Source organism: Pseudoxanthomonas sp. PXM04 (genome assembly GCF_014851695.1).
Taxonomy (GTDB): Bacteria; Pseudomonadota; Gammaproteobacteria; order Xanthomonadales; family Xanthomonadaceae; genus Pseudoxanthomonas_A; species Pseudoxanthomonas_A beigongshangi.
This window is the reverse complement of sequence record NZ_JACVAG010000007.1, coordinates 129,250-146,408: the sequence shown is the minus strand read 5'-3', so window position 1 is coordinate 146,408 and position 17,159 is coordinate 129,250. Positions and strand designations below refer to the sequence as shown.

Below are 17,159 nucleotides of genomic sequence, written 5' to 3'. Positions count from 1 at the left end.
GACGAAGCACCGACTGTGCGTAGAATCCGGCCATCCCATCACCGGAACGCATCGCCCATGTCCCTGCGCACCACCCTGCTGGCCTCCGCCGTGGCGCTGGCCGCCGCCCTGCCGCTGTCGGCCGCCGAACCGGCCAAGTACCGCAGCGCCCAGGAAATCCTCGACGCGTCGCCGGCCGGCGACTGGCGGACCCTGGATCCGGCCAACACGCTGTACATGGAGCTGGAAAGCGGCCGGGTGATCATCGAGCTGGCGCCGGCGTTCGCGCCCGAGCATGTCGGCAACATCCGCACGCTGGCGCACGAGGGCTTCTGGAACGGCCTCAACATCTACCGCTCGCAGGACAACTGGGTGGTGCAGTTCGGTGATCCGACCGAGGACGAAGCCAAGCGCAAGTCGATCGGCAGCGCCAAGGCCAAGCTGCCGGCGGAGTTCGAGCGCAAGGCCGAAGGGCTGCGCTTCGATCGCCTGCCCGACGCCGACGGCTGGGCGCCGCAGGTCGGTTTCGTCGACGGCTTCCAGGCCGGACGCGATCCGGCCACCGGCCAGGCCTGGATGGCGCATTGCTACGGCACCCTCGGCGCCGGCCGCGACACCGCGCCGGACAGCAGCAACGCCACCGAACTGTACGTGGTGATCGGCCAGTCGCCGCGCCAGTTGGACCGCAACATCACCGTGGTCGGCCGGGTGGTGAAGGGGATGGAACTGCTGAGCGTGATCAAGCGCGGCCCGGATCCGATGGGCATGTACGACAAGCCCGCCGACTACACGCCGATCAAGGCGATCCGTCTGGCCAGCGACGTGCCGGAAGCCGAGCGCACCGCGCTGCAGCTGCTGCGCACCGATTCGAAGACCTTCGCCGACGCCACCGAGGCGCGCCGCAACCGCCGCGATGCCTGGTACGTGCGGCCGGCCGGCCACATCGACCTGTGCAACGTGCCGCTGCCGGTGCGCGCACCGAAGCAGGGCTGACGTTTCTCCGGAGCCGGCTCGCGCCGCCGGCCGACGGCCCCTCTCCCTTCCGGAGAGGGGCTTTGCATTTCAGGGAGGGAGCACCGCCGCGCCTGCATTCCGACCAACGGCCGGGAGCGGGCTTGACAATGCCGGTGGACGCGCCCGATATTTAACCAATACGTTAATTGGTTAAATCATTACATGGCCGTCGATCGCATCTTCGAAGCGCTGGCTTCCCGCCCCCGCCGGGAAATCCTCGCCTACCTGTCCGCGCAGGAACTGACCGCCGGCGAGATTGCCGAGCGCTTCGAGATGAGCGCCCCGGCCATCTCGCGGCATCTGTCGGTACTCGAGAACGCCGGGCTGGTCAGCAGCGAGCGGCGAGGCCAGTACGTGTTCTACCGGCTGGTGCCGGACAGCCTGGTCAATACCCTCACCGGCTTCGCCTTCGAGATCTGCCCCACCGCCGGGCCGCTGAAACGCGAAGCGCGCCGGCGCACCGCCAAGGCCCGCTGAGTTCCCCTCGCCCGCAGCACGACAGGATTCCACACCATGGCCAGCACCACCGAACCGGTCGCCACCTTTCCCCATGCGCGCATCCGCTCGCGCACGGGAGGACTTCCGGTGGAGGTGTTCCTGATCGCGCAGCTAGGTCACGGCGCCGGTGACCGCATGTATGCCGAAGCCACCGCGCGCCAGCGCGCCCATCCCCATTTCATCGACGAACTCGACGAACCCTCGACCAAGCTGGCCGGTACCGATTTCGACAAGGGCGACGCCACCGCGCTCTATACCTTCGCGGTGGGTCCGCAGGGCCATCCCTTCCACCGCCACGCCGGCCACCGGGTATTCACCGCAGTCACCGGCAGCGCGGGCGCGCTGCTGCGCTTCTCCACCGCCTCCGACGCGCAGATCGCCGCCGATCCGCACAGCTTCATCGACGCGCTGCACCACGTGCGGCTGCCGCCGGACAGCCTGTTCACCGTCCGCTTCGGCGACGGCGCCTGGCATCAGTTCGCCGCGCCGCACGCCGGTTCCACCCACCCGGTGTTCTTCGCGCTGTCCTGCCACACCGACGAACTGGGTGGTCCCTTGCCGCAGGCCGAACGCGATCGCGTGCTCAGCGGCGACGCCAACCTCGCTTCGCTGACAGAGCTGCTGCCGGATGCGGTGCTTGCGTTGCTGGAAGACATGCCGCCGGACGCCGCCGCCATCCCCACCGTCGCGCTGGCCTTCGACGCCGCCCCCGGCAGTTCCCGGCAACGCCTGTGCGCGCGGGTGCGTGGTGTGCTGGGCAACCTGCGCGGCGCGATATCCCGCTGGCGGCATGCGCGCGGCTACATCGCCGGACGCGGTCCGCGCGTGAGCGCGCTGGCGGAACCTCCCCCGCACTCGCTGCTGCACGAGGAACTCGCGGGTGAATTCCACCATCAGGGCACCTTCGTGCTGAGCGTGCGTGGAGAGGGATTCATGGGCCTGCGCGCGTCGCGGGTGCTGGCCGATGTGCTGGACGGTTTCCTGCAGCATCGGCCCGCGGGCGTCAGCGCGCTGATGACACTGCGCAACGTACTGGTCAGGCCGCTGCGGCTGCGCACCTCGCCGCTGGGCTGCCCGGTGTCATCGCTGCTGTCGCCGCAGCGTGATCGGTTGTTCCTGGACCGCTTCCCGGTGCTAGCGCAGCAGGTGATACAGGGCGATCGCCTCGCCGAAGTGGTGCTGGGCGCGGACGATCGCCATCTGGTATTCCGCTCCTGCGTGGGTGTGCGGATCGTGTCCGACGATCGCATCGACATCAGCCTCGGCACGCGCGTCCGTTGCAGCAACCCGTTCGGCCACCTCTACCTGGCCCTGATTGACCGCGTACACCGCACCTACGTGGCGCCGGCCATGCTGCGCGCGGCGGTGGAAAAGGCGGCCGAGCACAGTGAAGCGCTGGTCGCCAGCGACGGTCTGTTTGCCTGACTTCCGGTCCAGGCCCGGTTACTTCGCCAGCGCCTCGTCGATGGCCCGCTGCGCCAGTGGTGCCATCAACGCATAGCCCGCGGGAGTCGGATGCACGCCGTCCGCCGCCAGGCGGGCGTCCAGTCCACCTTCGGCATTGCTCATCGCGCCGTGATAGTCGAGGTAGACCGCGCCGGTGTCGCGCGCGTAGCCACGCATCCAGGCGTTGAGATCGCGGACCTTGCCGGCCGGATGCAGGCCCGGTTGCCATGGATAGTCGCTGACCGGCAGCACCGAGGCCAGCACGACGCGAATGCCGTTGGCCCGCGCGAGTTCGGCCATCGAACGCAGGTTGTCCTCGATCATTTCCAGCGTGGCCGGGCCGGTGTTGCCGGCGATGTCGTTGGTGCCGGCGAGGATGACGACGGCGACCGGCTTCAGGGCGATCACGTCCTGGCGGAACCGCACCAGCATCTGCGCGGTGGTCTGCCCGGAGATGCCGCGATTGACGTAGGGCTTGCCGGGAAAGAACACGGTGCCGTCCACGCGTCCCCAGCCATCGGTGATCGAGTCGCCGTAGAACACCACGCGCTGTTCGCCGGGTGCCGGTGCCGGCAGCGCCGCGTTGTCCTCGCGGTAGCGCGCCAGTTGCGGCCAGTCGGTCAGCGCCTGCTTGAGCGGAACCGAGGCGACCTGTTCCGGGTTCAAGGGCGCGCTTGGCGCCACGGCCGGTGAAGCGGCCGCCCGCGCGCTCGTTTCCTTCCCGTCCTGCGCGTTCGCCGGCACCTGCGCCAGCGAAGCGAGCGCGAGCACCGTCCATCCCCCTGCCAGCCAACGTTTCATCGCATGTCCCGGAAACCGAATCCGCCAGCAGTGTACGTCGGCGCGAGCGAAACGGTCAGGCCAGGGTTCAGGCGTCGCCTTCGGTCCGTTTGTGCGCTTCCCGGATGATGCGCTTGTTGCGGATGCGCACCGCGCCGACCATCAGCAGGCGCAGGTCGCGCACGATGTAGTCGGCCAGCGCGGCGTCTTCGATGTCGTCGCCGTGCAAATCCAGGCGGAAGTCCTGCCCTTGCAGGCCGCCGCCATTGCTGAAGTCGATCTCGAAATCGAATACCACCCGCTTCTGCGCGGCCGTCGCGATGTCGTTCATGGCTTCGGCGCCCGCTGGCTGAAGGCGACGCTGCCCAGGATCAGCAGGCCGGCGGCCAGCATCGCCGGGGTCACCGGCTCGCCCAGGAACAGCCAGGCGAAGGCCGCGCCGAACAGCGGCACCAGGTAGGTCACGGTCGCCGCGCGGGCGGCGCCGATGCGCTGGATCAGGCGGTAGTACAGCAGGAAGGCATAGCCGGTGCAGAGCACGCCGATCGCGATCGCGCTGCCCCAGGCCAGCGGCGAGATGGCGTTCGTCGGCCAGTGGGTGGCGGCGAACGGCGCCAGCAGCAGCGCCGAGCAACCCAGTGTGGCCGCGGCCGCGGCCGCTGGCGGAATGCCGCCCAGGTGACGGCGGACCAGGTTGACGCCCACGCCGTACAGCAGCGCCGCGGTCGAGCCTGCGACCACCGCCATGCCGACGCTGATGCCGCCGGCCTTGCTGGTCGCCAGCAACACCACGCCACCGAAGCCCACCAGCAGCGCGATGGCACGGCGGGTACCGATCTTTTCGCCGAAGAACAGGAAGCCGATCAGCGCGGCGAACAGCACCGTCATCGCGTTGCAGATCGCACCGATGGCGGCCGGCGAACGCTGCGCGGCCCAGGCGAACAGCAGGAACGGGATGGCCGAGTTGATCAGCCCGATGATCGCCAGCTTCGGCCACATCGCGCGGGTGAACACTGCGCGGTCGCGCCACAGGAACGGCAGCAGCACCAGCGCGCCCAGGGTCAGCCGGATATCCACCAGCGCGAACGCGCCGAAGGGCTCGGCCGCGATGCGCATGAACAGGAACGAGCTGCCCCAGATGGCGCCCAGGACCAGCAGTTCGATCGGGGTTCGCCAGTCACGTGTCATCCCGCCTCCCAGCGAATCCGCCTTGCCCGCATCCGCCACCGCGCCGTTGCCCGCCATCGCCGTTCACCTGTTTTGTGTCTCGGCCATTCTGGCGCGCGCCACAAGGCCCGCAAGCGCATATTATGCACGCGAGCCACAAATCTGGTTGATGTCTCCCCATGAATCTGCGCCCCGCCCTGCTGCCCGCCCTGGGCGTGTTCGCCGCCGCCGCCCGGCACCAGAATTTCGCCCATGCCGCGGAAGAACTGCACCTGACCGCCAGCGCGGTCAGCCACCACATCCGCAAACTGGAATCATTGCTGGGCGTGGCCCTGTTCCAGCGCCACGCGCGCGGGGTCAAGCTGACCCAGGAGGGCCGGCAACTGGCGGACGCGGCCACCGCCGCGCTGACCGACATCGAGGGAGTCGCGGCCAACCTGCGCCATGCGGACGGCGTTTCGGTGCTGCGGGTGACCACCCTTCATTCGCTGGCCTATTGCTGGCTGGTGCCGCGGCTGCCGCGCTTCACCGCCCTGCATCCGCATATCCGCCTGCAACTGGACACCGGCATCGCGCTCACCCGCTTCGACGAGGGCGGCCCCGACCTGGGCATCCGCCACGGTCCGGGCCAGTGGCAGGGGCTGACCGCGCACCACCTGATGGATGACGAGCTGTTCCCGGTCGCCTCGCCGGGCCTGCCGGGTGTCGAGGCGGTGAGGACGCCGCGCGACATCGCCCGCCTGCCGCTGGTCACCGATCTGGCCCTGCAGGGTTGGCGCGACTGGTTCCGCGCGGCCGGCGTGCGCGGCCTGCGACTGCCGGAGATGCACAGTTTCAGCGACAGCACCGACGTGATGCGCGCCAGCGTCTACGGCGTGGGCGCGGCGCTGGCGCGCAGGGTCATCGCGCAGCCTTACCTGCAACGCTACGAACTCATCCGCCTGCCCGGCCCGTCGTTGAAGGCGCGCTTCGCCTATTACGTGGTGCATCCATCGCACAAGGCGCCGCGTCCGGCCGCGCTGGCCTTCATCGACTGGCTGAAGGCCGAGGCCGAGGACGAGCGCACGCCGTTGCCGCCGATTCCGGCGGATCTGCTGGGACGCTGAAATCCACCCGCCCGTTCCGGCTCAGAAGCGATACCAGAAGCGCGCGAAATAGGACGCGCCGTTCAGGCCGAACTGCACGCTCTCGTAGATGTGGCCGTTGTCGGTCTCGTTGGGGTCCTGCCGGGTCGGAAACACGTCGAACACGTTGGCGCCGCCGAGGGTCAACTTGGCGTTGTCGGTGAAGCTGTAGGTGATGCTCAGGTCCGCCGAGGTCTTGGCCTTGTAATGCTGGTCCGGCACCGGCGGGCCGGAGAACGTGCCCAGCGTCTGCGAGCCGAAGTGGATGATCTTCATGCCGAAGTCCCAGCGATCCAGCGCGTAGTCGAATCCGAGCACCGCCTTGTTGCGCGGCGCGCCGTTTTCCACGAACAGGCGATCCCGCAGCGACAGCAACACCTCCTCCCGACCGGCGAGCGCCGGCGGCGTATGCACCTGGGTCACCTCGGTCTTGCTGTAGTTGGCGGCCAGGTAGGTGCTGAGCTTGCCCGCGCCAGCCTGCGCCTCCCACGACAAGGTCAGATCAACGCCGGTGGTGCGGGTGTCCACCGAATTGAAGAAGAAGCGCGCCAGGCCCACGTCCAGCGCCTCCAGCGCCGCGCCGATGACCGGATCGCTGGTGTCGAACTCGCCGCTCAGCACCACCCGGTCGTCGATCTCGATGCGGTAGGCATCCAGGGTCATCGATACCGCCGCGGTCGGCGACCAGGTGAAGCCCAGGGTGCCGCCGCGCGAGGTTTCCTCCTTCAGCGCGGGAATCCCGGCCAGGTTGGCGAGCGCACCGCCATTGGGCGCGATCACCACGTCCACCGGTTCGCCGCTGATGAAATCGGTGATGGTGGAGGAGAAATATTTCTGTTGCAGCGAGGGCGCGCGGAAACCGGTGCTCACCGAGCCGCGCAACAGGAACGCGTCGCTCACCCGGAAAGCCATCGCCAGCTTGCCGTTGAGGGTGTTGCCGAAATCGCTGTAGTCCTCGTAGCGCGCGGCCAGGCCGAGCATCAAGCGCTCGGTGAAGTCGATTTCCACGTCGGCGTACGCGGCCCAGCTGTCGCGATGCTTGTCGGTCACGTCGCCCGGCTGGAATCCCGGAAAACCCTGGCTGCCCGGATTGCCGCCCTCGCCCGCGCCATCCACGTCGAGATAGGAACCCGGTTCGCCCGCGCGGATACGGTAGTCCTCGCGCCGGTGCTCGGCGCCGAAGGCCAGGTTGAGGCCGTGCAGTACGTTGTCGAAGTAGCGCGACACGTCCGCGTTGATGGTCTTCTGCTTGAACGAGAAACCGCCGGCGTCGAAGCGGCTGGGGCTGATGCCGGCGCCGCCATTGAGAAGATCCTGGTTGGCGATGGACGCGTTGAGGGTATGGTCGATGGTGTAGCGCAGTTCGTTGTAACCGTAGGTGTGCGAGACATCCCAATGCCACTGGCCGATGTCGCCGCGCAGGCCGGCGATGCTGTAGCGATCCTGCAGATCGCCGTTGATGAAGGGCACGAAGCCGTCCGGATACATCGCCGCCGAATTGCGCGAGGGAATGTCCTCCGAACCGATGCCCTCGCGCGCGAACGCCGCCGATGACGCATCGCGATCCTGCATGCCGGCGGTGAAGTAGAACTCGGCGGATTCGGTCAGCGGAAGATCGCCGTTGAGGTAGAGGGTTTTGTTCTTGACCTGGCTGTCGCCGATGATGCGCAGCGGATTCTCGGCGGTGGCGCGGTTGGAGCGATCCCGGTCCTGCCATTCGCCGGTCACCGCGAAGTGGCCGCCGTTGGACAGGGCCAGGCCGCAGTAGGCCGAAGCGATCCAGTTCTCGCCGTCGCCACGCGAGTATTGGCCCCAGCCGGCGATCGCCTCGCAACCGGGACGACGCTTCAGGGCGATGTTCATCACCCCGGCAATCGCGTCGGAACCGTACTGGGCGGCCGCGCCGTCGCGCAGCACCTCGACCCGGTCGATGGCCAGCATCGGCAAAGAGTTCAGGTCGGTGCCGGTGTTGCCGCGATCGCGCGCGCCGTAGATGTTCACCAGCGACACCGTGTGCCGGCGCTTGCCGTTGACCAGCACAAGGGTCTGATCCGAACCCAGCCCGCGCAATGCGGCGCCGTCGATCAGGTCGGCGCCGTCGGCGCCGGTCTGGCGCGTGGAAATCAGCGAGGGTGCGGTGTATTGCAGGGTCTGGGCGAGGTCGAACTGGGCGCCCTGCTCTGCCGCCTGCGCCATCGGGATCACGTCCACCGGCACCGGCGACTGCGTATCCGAACTGCGCACCACCCGGCGCGAGCCGAGCACGGTGACCTGATCCAGGGTGGTCGCTTCCGTCTGTCCGGCGTCCGGCGGCGCCTGCTGCTGCGTGGTGGCGTCCTGTGCGGCGACGCCCTGCGTGGCCGCCATCAACACCAGGGAACAACGCACGAAGAAGGACAGACGGTTCCGTTGCATAGGCGATCCCCGGTTGGCGTATGGAAGCGCGTTGCGCGCCTGCCCGAATCTACGCCCGGGTCCGCATGAGCGACCAGAGACAAAACCGTTTCCACGCGAGAACGTAACCCGCGCTACCGCACCGGCGCGGCGTACCTCACAACCTGATCGCGACCGGCTTTGCGAACTCACACCGCCTTCACGGCACCGCCTTGATCCCCGCCACCACTGCCGGCTTGAGCGCCTGCACCTTCGCATCGGCGGACTGATCCGCTTCCAGGTAAAGACTGCCGAGGAAGGCGATCAGATCATGCCGGCGCGCCAGCCAGGCGACGTCGCGATACGCCTGCTCCTGATTGCCCAGGCGCTGCGGCAGGCCGGTGAACCAGGCCTGCCATTCCGCATCGCTCAGTACGCCACGACGGGCGATGAAGATCACCGGCCGGGCCAACCGCCCGGGTTCGCCGAACACGTAGGCATGCGGTTGCTCGGGCACGATCTGCAAGGTGAGCGCCGCCAGGATCTGTTCGACCTGATCGCGATTGACCTGATCGTTGGACGCCAGTTGCAGCAGCCAGTCGGCGCCGTGCGCCACGCCATGGCGCCAGCCTTCCTTCGCGTCGAATCCGCGATAGTCGTTCACCGAGGCCAGGTAGCGGGTCGCGCGCTTGACCATGTCGGCGCGCTCGTCCGCGCTCAACCAGGGTTGCAGGCGATCCGTGCGCGCGACCTCGGACAGCATCAGCGCCGCGAACGGATGGGTGAAGCCTTCGGGATCCTTGCCATCCAGTTGCGCGTACAGCCGCTCCAGCAGTTGCCGGCGCACCGGTTCGGCCAACTGGTCGCCGCGCAACCACGTCGTGATCGCCTCGTAGGCGATGCCGTCGCGGACTTCGGGATCGGGATCGGACAGGCAATCGACCAGCCCGATCGCCAGCGCATCGCGCACGGCCGCGTCCTCCATCGCGAACTTCTGCTCTTTCAGCAGCCGAAGCGACGCCGCGTCCGTGCCTTCCGGCGGGCAGCCGGCCCAGGCCGGCGTGGACAAGAGGAATGCTGCCGTCAACGCGATGCGATGCCACATGTCCGGTTCTCCGTGAAAGATGAAAGGCGAAGCGAGGCTCCGATCAGGCTTTCCTGCGCCGCCAGCGCCGCACCAGGCTGATCAGCACCCACAGCACCAGCCCGACCGGGATCAGGAACGCCACCGCCCGGATCGTCCATGCGGTGCCGGTGGACAGGGTGGCGGTGAAATCGCGCAGCGCCTGGCGGATCTCGCCGCGCCCGCTCTGCCCGCCGGGCGGGACGAATCCGAGGGTCACGCGCTGGGTGTCGATGCGGTGGCGATGCTGCGCGCCTTCCTGCTGCGCCGCCTGCAACTGCGCCTCGACCTGGGCCAACTGCTGCGACAACGCGATCATGTCGGCCACCGCCAGATCGCGGCGCTGCTGGAATTCGAGCAGGCGCTCGCGCTCGCGGCCAAGCCGGTCCTGCAGCAGGTGGTTGTCGCCGACCGCCCGCGCCAGATCCTCCGCCCGGGTATTGCGGCTGCCGATGTCTGCGCCCTTCGCCGCCTGCGCGATGAAAGGCTCCACGCCCTCCGGAACGATGCGCACGGTCAGGCTGGCGCGCGGATGGTCGCCTCCCTGCTGGCTGACCTCCAGCACGCTGCACTGGCCGAACTTGCCGCTGCCGCAGGCCTGCTGGCTGGCCTTGAGGCGGTCGGGAATCGCCTTCTCCTCCAGCAGGATTTCCACGTCGTGTTCGTACGCCAGCATCGCGCCGTCGGAATTGCGCACGGCGGATGCCGGCGCGGCGGCGGCGCCACTTTCGTGGCGCGCGCATCCGGCCGCAAGCAGCAGCGCCAGCATTGCTCCCGCGCCCACGCGCAGGACAGGTTTGCTGGTGATCATGGGCGTCCTCAGAAGCTCGCGCCGTCGATCGGCACCACTTTCAGCGTCGCTAGCTCCACATCGGGCAGGCAGCGCACGTTGATGGCGATCATCGGCCCGCTCTTCGGGTTGTCACCCTCGCCGTAGACGGCGATGCCGCAGTTCGGGCAGAAGCGGTGCTGGATGGCGTGCTTGTTGAAGGTGTAGGTGCCCACGTCGCCTTCCCCGCGGGTCAGCTGGAACGCGGACCGCGGTCCGAACCACAGCAGCCCGCCGCGGCGGCGGCACATCGAACAATTGCAGTCGTAGACCTCGGCGATGTCGCCTTCCACCTCGAACGCGATGCGGCCGCAATGGCAACTTCCCTGGTGTTTCATCTTTCGTTTGCTCCTGCTGGTGGGCATCGGAGCCACAAGGGTAATCGAATGGCAGATGCGGCGGGGCGGCCCAGCGGCTAAGGTGTCGGCCCCGTCCTTTGTGCACTGCCGCGAGAATGTCGATGCGCCACAGCCTGCTTGCCCTTGCCCTCCTGACCAGCCTGGCCGCCTGCCAGAAGACCGATGCACCCGCCCCCGGCGATGCCCCCGCGGCCACGGCCGCCGCGGCCGCCGCGGCTGACGCGCAGGCCGACGCGCGTTTCGCCGACCTGTCCAAGCGCGCGCTCGAAGGCTGGCTGCAACTGTCGCCGGTCAGCGCCACCCAGATTGGCGAACACCGCTACGACAGCGAGATCGACGACCTGAGCGCCGAAGGCCGGCAGAAGAGCCTGGAGTTCAGCCGCAAGATGCTGGCCGAACTGGGCGCGATGGATGTTTCGAAGCTGTCCCGCGAGAACCAGGTGGACGCGGCGATCCTGCGCAACCAGTTGGAATACGACGCCTGGGGCAACGAGACCCTGCAGTCCTGGGCCTGGGATCCGCAGGTCTACAGCGGCCTGGCCGGTGGCGCCCTGTACAACCTGATGGCGCGCGAGTTCGCGCCGTTGCCGGATCGCCTGAAGTCGGCGATCGACCGCATGGAGAAAATCCCGACCCTGCTGGCGCAGGCCCGCGCCAACCTGGATCCGGCGCGGGTGCCGAAGATCCACGCCGAGACGGTCGCCAAGCAGAACGCCGGCATCCTCAGCATCGTCGACAGCTTCATCACCCCGCACGCGAAGGAACTGCCGGAAGCCGAGCAGCAGCGACTGGCCGCGGCCACCGGGACCCTCAAGAAGGCGGTGGAGGAACACCAGCAATGGCTGGACAAGACCCTGGTGCCCAACGCCAAGGGCGATTTCCGGGTCGGCGAGAAGATTTACGACCAGAAGCTCAAGTTCGCCCTGCTCTCCTCGTTGTCGCGCGCGGAGATTAAGCAGCGCGCCGAGGGTGAGCTCAAGCGTGTGCGTGGCGAGATGTACGCGATCGCGCAGCAGGTGCTGAAGGACAAGCCGGGTGCGCCCGCGCTGCCGGCCTCGCCCAGCGACGAGCAGCAGCAGAAGGCCATCGAGGCGGCGCTGGAACTGGCCTATGCCGAGCGCCCGGCGCGCGACAAGGTCGTGCCCGATGCCGAGGCCGCGCTGAAGTCGGCCACCGACTTCGTCCGCGCCAAGGATCTGGTGACCCTGCCGGACGCGCCGGTCGATATCATCCCGATGCCGGAATTCCAGCGCGGCGTGGCGGTGGCGTACTGCGATTCGCCCGGTCCGCTGGACAAGAACCTCAAGACCTTCTACGCGATCTCGCCGATTCCGGAAGACTGGAGCCAGGCGCAGGTCGACTCGTTCCTGCGCGAATACAACAGCCGGATGATCCACCTGCTGAGCATCCACGAAGGCACGCCGGGGCACTATCTGGAAGGCTGGCATTCGGCCAAGTTCCCCTCGACCCTGCGCGCGGTGCTGCGTTCGGGGCTGTTCGCCGAAGGCTGGGCGGTCTACACCGAGCGGATGATGGCCGACGCCGGTTACCTGGACAACGATCCGCTGTTCCGGCTGGTGCAGCTGAAGTTCTACCTGCGCACCATCGGCAACGCCATCCTCGATCAGGGCGTGCACGTGGACGGCTGGAGCCGCGAACAGGCGATGGACCTGATGGTCCGGCAGACTTTCCAGCAGGAACGCGAGGCCGCCGGCAAGTGGACCCGTGCGCAGCTCAGCTCGGCGCAGCTGCCGACCTATTTCGTCGGCGCGCAGGAGCATTTCGATCTGCGCAAGGCGATGGAAGCCAAGCTCGGCGACAAGTTCAACGCCAAGGCCTACCACGACCAGGTGCTGTCCTACGGCGCACCGCCGATGCGTTTCGTGCGCGAACTGATGCTGGACGAACCGATCCAGTGATCGATGGCGGGCGGGAGGGGTTTTCCTTCCGCCCCTTTCTCTCGGGAAACCGATGATCGTCCCTGTGGGAGCGACGTAAGTCGCGAACCCTTCATTTCAAAGAATCGCGACTTACGTCGCTCCCACAGGGGGGCGCCTGCACGCGCTCATACCAACTTCCGCGCACTGACAATCACGCCATTGGCATCCGCGTACAGCCAGTGGCCGGGATGGAAATCGACGCCGGCAAAGCACACCGGCACATCCACTTCGCCCAGGCCGCGCTTCTCGGTCTTCATCGGGTGCGCGGCCAGCGCCTGCACGCCCAGATCCAGTTGCGCCAGCACCTCGACATCACGCACCGCGCCGTGGATCAGGAATCCGGCCCAGCCATTGCGCGCCGCGGTCGCCGCGATCTGATCGCCCAGCAGCGCGCGGCGCAGCGACCCGCCGCCATCCACCACCATCACCCGTCCCTGCCCCGGCGTGCCGGCCAGTTCGCGCACCCGCGAATTATCCTCGTGGCAGCGCACCGTGGCGATGGCGCCATGGAAAGCCACCCGGCCGCCGTACCCACGGAACAGCGGCTCGGCGACCTGTACGTGGGGGTGGGTGTCGCAGAGATCCGGCGTGGTCCAGTCCATCGCTGTCTCCGTGGCGCCGCTCAGAAGGTGCGGCTGATGGTGAAACTGCCAAACACCGGCCGTTCCTTCTGCCCGTCGAACTCACGGGTGCTGTGGTAGCGGGCCAACGCGAATTTCCAGCGACCGTACATGAAGGCCAGGCCATAGCCGTACTCGCCGACGAAGGCCCGCTTGTCCACGCTGTGGCTGTCCTTGAAGGTGTTGCCGTCCAGGGTAATGTCGCGCAGCACCCAGCGCGCGTCGGTGGTCAGGAACATGTGGAAGCCCAGCACGTCCGGTGGAATCCGGCTGCCGGTCGGCGCGGTGTTCTCGCCCGCCGGCCGCAGCGGCGTGCTGCCGAAATCGTTGGGCAGGTAACGGCCGAAACGCACTTCGCCACCGACATTGGCATAGGTGGTCAGCGTGCCAAGCGTGCCGCCGTAGTGGCCGACCGCGTCCCAGCTCCAGATGCCTTCCTGTTCCGGGGCGAACCGGCGCATGCGCTCGTGCACGATGCGGAACACCGGCTCATCCCGCAGCTGGTTGTCCCAGCCCTCGAACTTGTCACCGCCGGTAATCTTGTGGACCTCGTTCTGCACCTGCTTGCCCAGCGCGGACGGGCCGACGATGCCGAACTGCAACTGGGTGGTGCGCAGGTGGTCGCCATTGCGGGCGTTGTAGCCCAGGCTCGCCAGCAACACGCCGGCATACGGTCGGTCATCGGGAATCACGTCACGACGGGTCGGATCGGTCGGAGTGAAGATGCCGTGCGCGAAGCTGACCACCATGTTCTGCTGCTCGAAGCCTTCCGGCGTCAGCGCGTCCAGATGGCGGTTGATCCAGCGGGCCAACCGCGGCAGGCAGGGATCGTCGGTGTAATCCTTGAGGTTGGGTGAAACCAGCGTGAGCATCACGCCGTTGCTGTAGCCCTGGTCCTGGTGGCCGAACAGATCGTTGTCGACCCGGAAGTTGACCGTGGGCGGAAGATCGGTGGATTCGTTGCAATAGTCGCGGGCGGCGGCGGAGAAGCTGCACAGTGCCATCGCAGCCAGCAGGAGGGTTCCTGTCGAGCGCATGGGGGAGTTCCGGTACGGGAGGGAGACCGGGCGATGGGTGGGGGCGTCCGGGACGGCGACACGATAACGCAAACTGAATGCTTTCACAGGGGTCCCGGCGGCACGGACTATCCTGCCGGTCGCCCCTTGTCCCCGGAGCACCGCATGAGCCTGGCAGCCTCCACCACCTCGACCATCATCCCCTGCCTGCGCTATCGCGACGCCCGCGCCGCCATCGACTGGCTGTGCGAGGCGTTCGGGTTCGAGCGCCAGGCGGTCTACGCCGACGGCGACACCGTCCACCACGCCCAGCTCACCTTTGGCAACGGCATGATCATGCTCGGCTCCGCCTCCGGCGGCGGCGAGTGGGGGCGGCATATCGTCCAGCCCGGCGACGCCGGCGGGCGCGAGACCCAGAGCCCCTGCGTGATCGTCGCCAACGCCGACGCCCACTACGCCCGGGCCAAGGCCGCCGGCGCCGAGATCGTCATCGAACTGGCGGATCAGGACTACGGCGGGCGCGGCTATGCGTGCAAGGATCCGGAGGGTCATCTGTGGTGGTTCGGCAGCTATGATCCCTGGAAGACCTGACCGGACCGGCTGCCCGCATGACTGATCTGTTCTCCGGCGCCCACGGCGCCCCCCAGGCCATCCGGGTCGGCATCGGTGGCTGGGTGTTCGCGCCTTGGCGCAACAATTTCTATCCCGCCGGGCTGGTCCAGCGGCGCGAACTGGAGTTCGCCAGCCGCCACGTCACCGCCATCGAGATCAACGGCACCTACTACGGCGCGCAGCAGCCGGCGACCTACGCCAAGTGGCGCGACGAAACCCCCGACGGCTTCCTGTTCTCGGCCAAGGCGCCCAAGCGGATCGTGCAATCGCGGGTGCTGGCGAAGACCCGGGTGCAGGTGGAGGATTTCATCGGCGGCATCGCCGAACTCAAGGACAAGCTCGGCCCGCTGGTGTGGCAGTTCGAGGCCGGGCGCAAGCTCGAGGCCGACGACTTCGCCGCGTTCCTGGACCTGCTGCCGCGCGAGGCCGCCGGCCGGCGCCTGCGCCATGTGCTGGACGTGCGCGATCCGGCCTTCATCACCCCGGACTTCCTCGCCCTCGCCCGTCGCCATGGCATGGCGACGGTGTTCACCGATTCGCCGGACTATCCGCGCTTCGCCGACCTCACCGCCGACTTCGTCTACGCGCGGCTGATGGGCACCCAAAGCGACATCGCCAGCGGCTATCCGGACGCGGAACTGGATGCCTGGGCCAGGCGCGCCCGGCAATGGGCCGAAGGCGGCGATCCCGCCGACCTGCCGCACGTCGAAGCGCCCCGCTCCGGCGATGCGCCGCGCGACGTGTTCGTCTACTTCATCAGCGCCGCCAAGGAGCGCAACCCCGCCGCCGCGATGGCGCTGATCGAGCGGCTGTAGCGCCGTCTTGCAACCTGTGGGAGCGACGTAAGTCGCGATACTCACCGATTCGCGACTTACGTCGCTCCCACAAGAAGGTCAACCGCGCCGCATGGACAGCAGCGCCACCAGCACGCCGATGCCGCAGGCGAAGGCCACGTAGTGCGCCGGCGCGGTCTTGCCCAGATGGGTGGACAGGTAGGCCACCAGCGGTGGGGTCAGTCCACCGAACAGCGCATACGCGACGTTGTAGGAAAACGACACGCCGGAGAACCGCACCGCCGGCGGGAACGCCGCGATCATCAACGCCGGCACCGCGCCGACCACGCCGATGCAGAAACCGGCCAGCGCATAGCGCGGCACGAACTGCGAGGCATCCCCCGCCGCCAGCGGCAGGTACAGCGCATAGATCGACGCGGCCAGCGCGAGCGATCCGACCAGCAGCGTGGCCGCCACGCCGAAGCGGTCCACCGCCCAGCCCGCCGCCAGGCAACCGAAGATCAGCGCGGCCGTAGCCACGCTGCCCCCCTGGAACGCCAATGCCGGCGGCAGTCCGAACGAGGACTGCACCAGGTTGGGCGTGAGCAGCACGCCCACCACGATCGCGGCGGTCAGCAGCCAGGACGCCAGCATCGAACGCAGCACCGCGCCCGCGTGTCCGGCCAGCGCCTGCCGTACCGGCAAACCCTCCGCCAGCTGCCGGCGCGCGCGCATCTCCACGAACACCGGCGTCTCCTGTAGCCAGCGGCGCAGGAACACCGCGAACAGGCCGAACGCACCGCCAAGCAGGAATGGCAGCCGCCACCAGCCGCCGGCGACCTCGGCCGGGGTCATCGTCGTATTGATCCAGGCCGCCAGCAGCGAACCGATCAGGATGCCGGCGGTGAGTCCGGCGGTCAGGCTGGCACAGGCGAAGCCCACGTGTCGCGCCGGCACGTGCTCGGCCACGAACACCCACGCGCCCGGCACCTCGCCGCCCACCGCGATGCCCTGCACGATGCGCAACAGCAACAGCAGCAGCGGCGCCAACAGGCCAATCTGCGCATAGGTCGGCAGCAGGCCGATCAGCAGGGTCGGCACCGCCATCAGCAGCACGCTGAGGGTGAACATGCGCTTGCGCCCGCCGCGATCGCCGAAATGCGCCATCACGATGCCGCCCAGCGGACGCGCCAGGTAACCGGCGGCGAAAATGCCATACACCTGCAACTGCGCCAGCCACGGCTCGGTGCCCGGCGGGAAGAACAGCTCACCCAGGACGCGGGTGAAGAACACGAACACCACGAAGTCATAGAACTCCAGCGCGCCACCGAGCGCGGCCAGCCCGAGCGTCTTGCCGTCCTGCCGGTTGAACGCCCGGTGATGCTGCCCTTCGATGGAAGTCATGCGCGGTCCCGCGTTCGCCGAAGGCGGCGAACATGGCATGCCCGGCGGCCCCTCGTCCACCGCCTCCCCAAGGACGGAAACGCGCCCCTCCTGTAGGAGCGA

17 protein-coding genes are annotated in these 17,159 nt (G+C 68.1%); 7 read left to right on the top strand and 10 right to left on the bottom strand.

Going from position 1 to position 17,159, the window contains the following annotated elements; all coding sequences use genetic code 11:
• Positions 1-57: 57 nt before the first annotated feature.
• From IB228_RS17080 to IB228_RS17070, 3 genes are all read left to right on the top strand, one after another.
• A complete protein-coding gene (locus IB228_RS17080) occupies positions 58-972 on the top strand; it encodes a peptidylprolyl isomerase (RefSeq protein ID WP_192199304.1) in 915 nt (304 codons plus the stop codon).
• A gap of 183 nt (positions 973-1,155) precedes the next feature.
• Entirely contained in the window at positions 1,156-1,470 is a 315-nt protein-coding gene (locus IB228_RS17075; RefSeq protein ID WP_183638387.1) for a metalloregulator ArsR/SmtB family transcription factor, read from the top strand.
• 36 nt (positions 1,471-1,506) lie between these two features.
• Entirely contained in the window at positions 1,507-2,916 is a 1,410-nt protein-coding gene (locus IB228_RS17070) for a DUF2867 domain-containing protein (protein WP_192199303.1), read from the top strand.
• A gap of 18 nt (positions 2,917-2,934) precedes the next feature.
• Here the strand turns inward: IB228_RS17070 and IB228_RS17065 are convergent, their stop codons facing one another.
• From IB228_RS17065 to IB228_RS17055, 3 genes are all read right to left on the bottom strand, one after another.
• Positions 2,935-3,738, bottom strand: a complete 804-nt coding sequence (locus tag IB228_RS17065) for an SGNH/GDSL hydrolase family protein (RefSeq protein ID WP_192199302.1) — start codon at positions 3,736-3,738, stop codon at positions 2,935-2,937.
• 67 nt (positions 3,739-3,805) lie between these two features.
• Complete coding sequence (locus IB228_RS17060) at positions 3,806-4,048, bottom strand: cyclase (protein WP_192199301.1); 243 nt, start codon at positions 4,046-4,048, stop codon at positions 3,806-3,808.
• The gene (locus IB228_RS17055; protein WP_183641137.1) at positions 4,045-4,905 is read right to left on the bottom strand and encodes a DMT family transporter; all 861 of its coding nucleotides are present in this window, start codon (positions 4,903-4,905) and stop codon (positions 4,045-4,047) included. The genes IB228_RS17060 and IB228_RS17055 overlap by 4 nt, the downstream gene beginning before the upstream one ends.
• A 158-nt stretch (positions 4,906-5,063) precedes the next feature.
• Here IB228_RS17055 and IB228_RS17050 point away from each other — a divergent pair, with 158 nt between their 5' ends.
• Positions 5,064-5,990, top strand: a complete 927-nt coding sequence (locus IB228_RS17050; protein WP_192199300.1) for a LysR substrate-binding domain-containing protein — start codon at positions 5,064-5,066, stop codon at positions 5,988-5,990.
• Between the two features lie 21 nt (positions 5,991-6,011).
• Here the strand turns inward: IB228_RS17050 and IB228_RS17045 are convergent, their stop codons facing one another.
• The 4 genes from IB228_RS17045 to IB228_RS17030 all read right to left on the bottom strand — a co-directional run bounded on the left by IB228_RS17045 (position 6,012) and on the right by IB228_RS17030 (position 10,671).
• On the bottom strand, positions 6,012-8,423 hold the full coding sequence (locus IB228_RS17045) for a TonB-dependent receptor (RefSeq protein WP_225562515.1): 2,412 nt from the start codon (positions 8,421-8,423) through the stop codon (positions 6,012-6,014).
• A 178-nt stretch (positions 8,424-8,601) separates the two neighbouring features.
• Positions 8,602-9,486, bottom strand: a complete 885-nt coding sequence (locus tag IB228_RS17040; protein WP_192199299.1) for a DUF2785 domain-containing protein — start codon at positions 9,484-9,486, stop codon at positions 8,602-8,604.
• Between the two features lie 43 nt (positions 9,487-9,529).
• Positions 9,530-10,315, bottom strand: coding sequence for a DUF4349 domain-containing protein (locus IB228_RS17035; protein WP_225562514.1), 786 nt, complete (start codon positions 10,313-10,315; stop codon positions 9,530-9,532).
• Between the two features lie 8 nt (positions 10,316-10,323).
• The gene (locus IB228_RS17030; RefSeq protein WP_141455997.1) at positions 10,324-10,671 is read right to left on the bottom strand and encodes a GFA family protein; all 348 of its coding nucleotides are present in this window, start codon (positions 10,669-10,671) and stop codon (positions 10,324-10,326) included.
• 122 nt (positions 10,672-10,793) lie between these two features.
• Here IB228_RS17030 and IB228_RS17025 point away from each other — a divergent pair, with 122 nt between their 5' ends.
• Positions 10,794-12,611, top strand: a complete 1,818-nt coding sequence (locus IB228_RS17025; protein ID WP_192199298.1) for a DUF885 domain-containing protein — start codon at positions 10,794-10,796, stop codon at positions 12,609-12,611.
• A gap of 146 nt (positions 12,612-12,757) precedes the next feature.
• On the opposite strand, the gene rraA is transcribed toward IB228_RS17025, so the two are convergent.
• Both rraA and IB228_RS17015 read right to left on the bottom strand, forming a co-directional pair.
• A complete protein-coding gene (gene rraA / locus IB228_RS17020; protein WP_192199297.1) occupies positions 12,758-13,234 on the bottom strand; it encodes a ribonuclease E activity regulator RraA in 477 nt (158 codons plus the stop codon).
• Positions 13,235-13,254: 20 nt separating this feature from the next.
• A complete protein-coding gene (locus tag IB228_RS17015) occupies positions 13,255-14,256 on the bottom strand; it encodes a lipid A deacylase LpxR family protein (protein WP_141456031.1) in 1,002 nt (333 codons plus the stop codon).
• 177 nt (positions 14,257-14,433) lie between these two features.
• On the opposite strand from IB228_RS17015, the gene IB228_RS17010 reads away from it, so the two are divergent.
• Positions 14,434-14,859 (top strand): VOC family protein, encoded by a 426-nt coding sequence (locus IB228_RS17010; protein ID WP_183638418.1) that lies wholly within the window; start codon positions 14,434-14,436, stop codon positions 14,857-14,859.
• 17 nt (positions 14,860-14,876) lie between these two features.
• Positions 14,877-15,695, top strand: coding sequence for a DUF72 domain-containing protein (locus IB228_RS17005; protein ID WP_192199296.1), 819 nt, complete (start codon positions 14,877-14,879; stop codon positions 15,693-15,695).
• A gap of 78 nt (positions 15,696-15,773) precedes the next feature.
• Here the strand turns inward: IB228_RS17005 and IB228_RS17000 are convergent, their stop codons facing one another.
• Positions 15,774-17,057 carry an MFS transporter gene (locus tag IB228_RS17000; RefSeq protein ID WP_192199295.1) on the bottom strand — a complete coding sequence of 428 codons (1,284 nt, stop codon included), beginning with the start codon at positions 17,055-17,057 and terminating at the stop codon, positions 15,774-15,776.
• Positions 17,058-17,159: the final 102 nt, after the last annotated feature.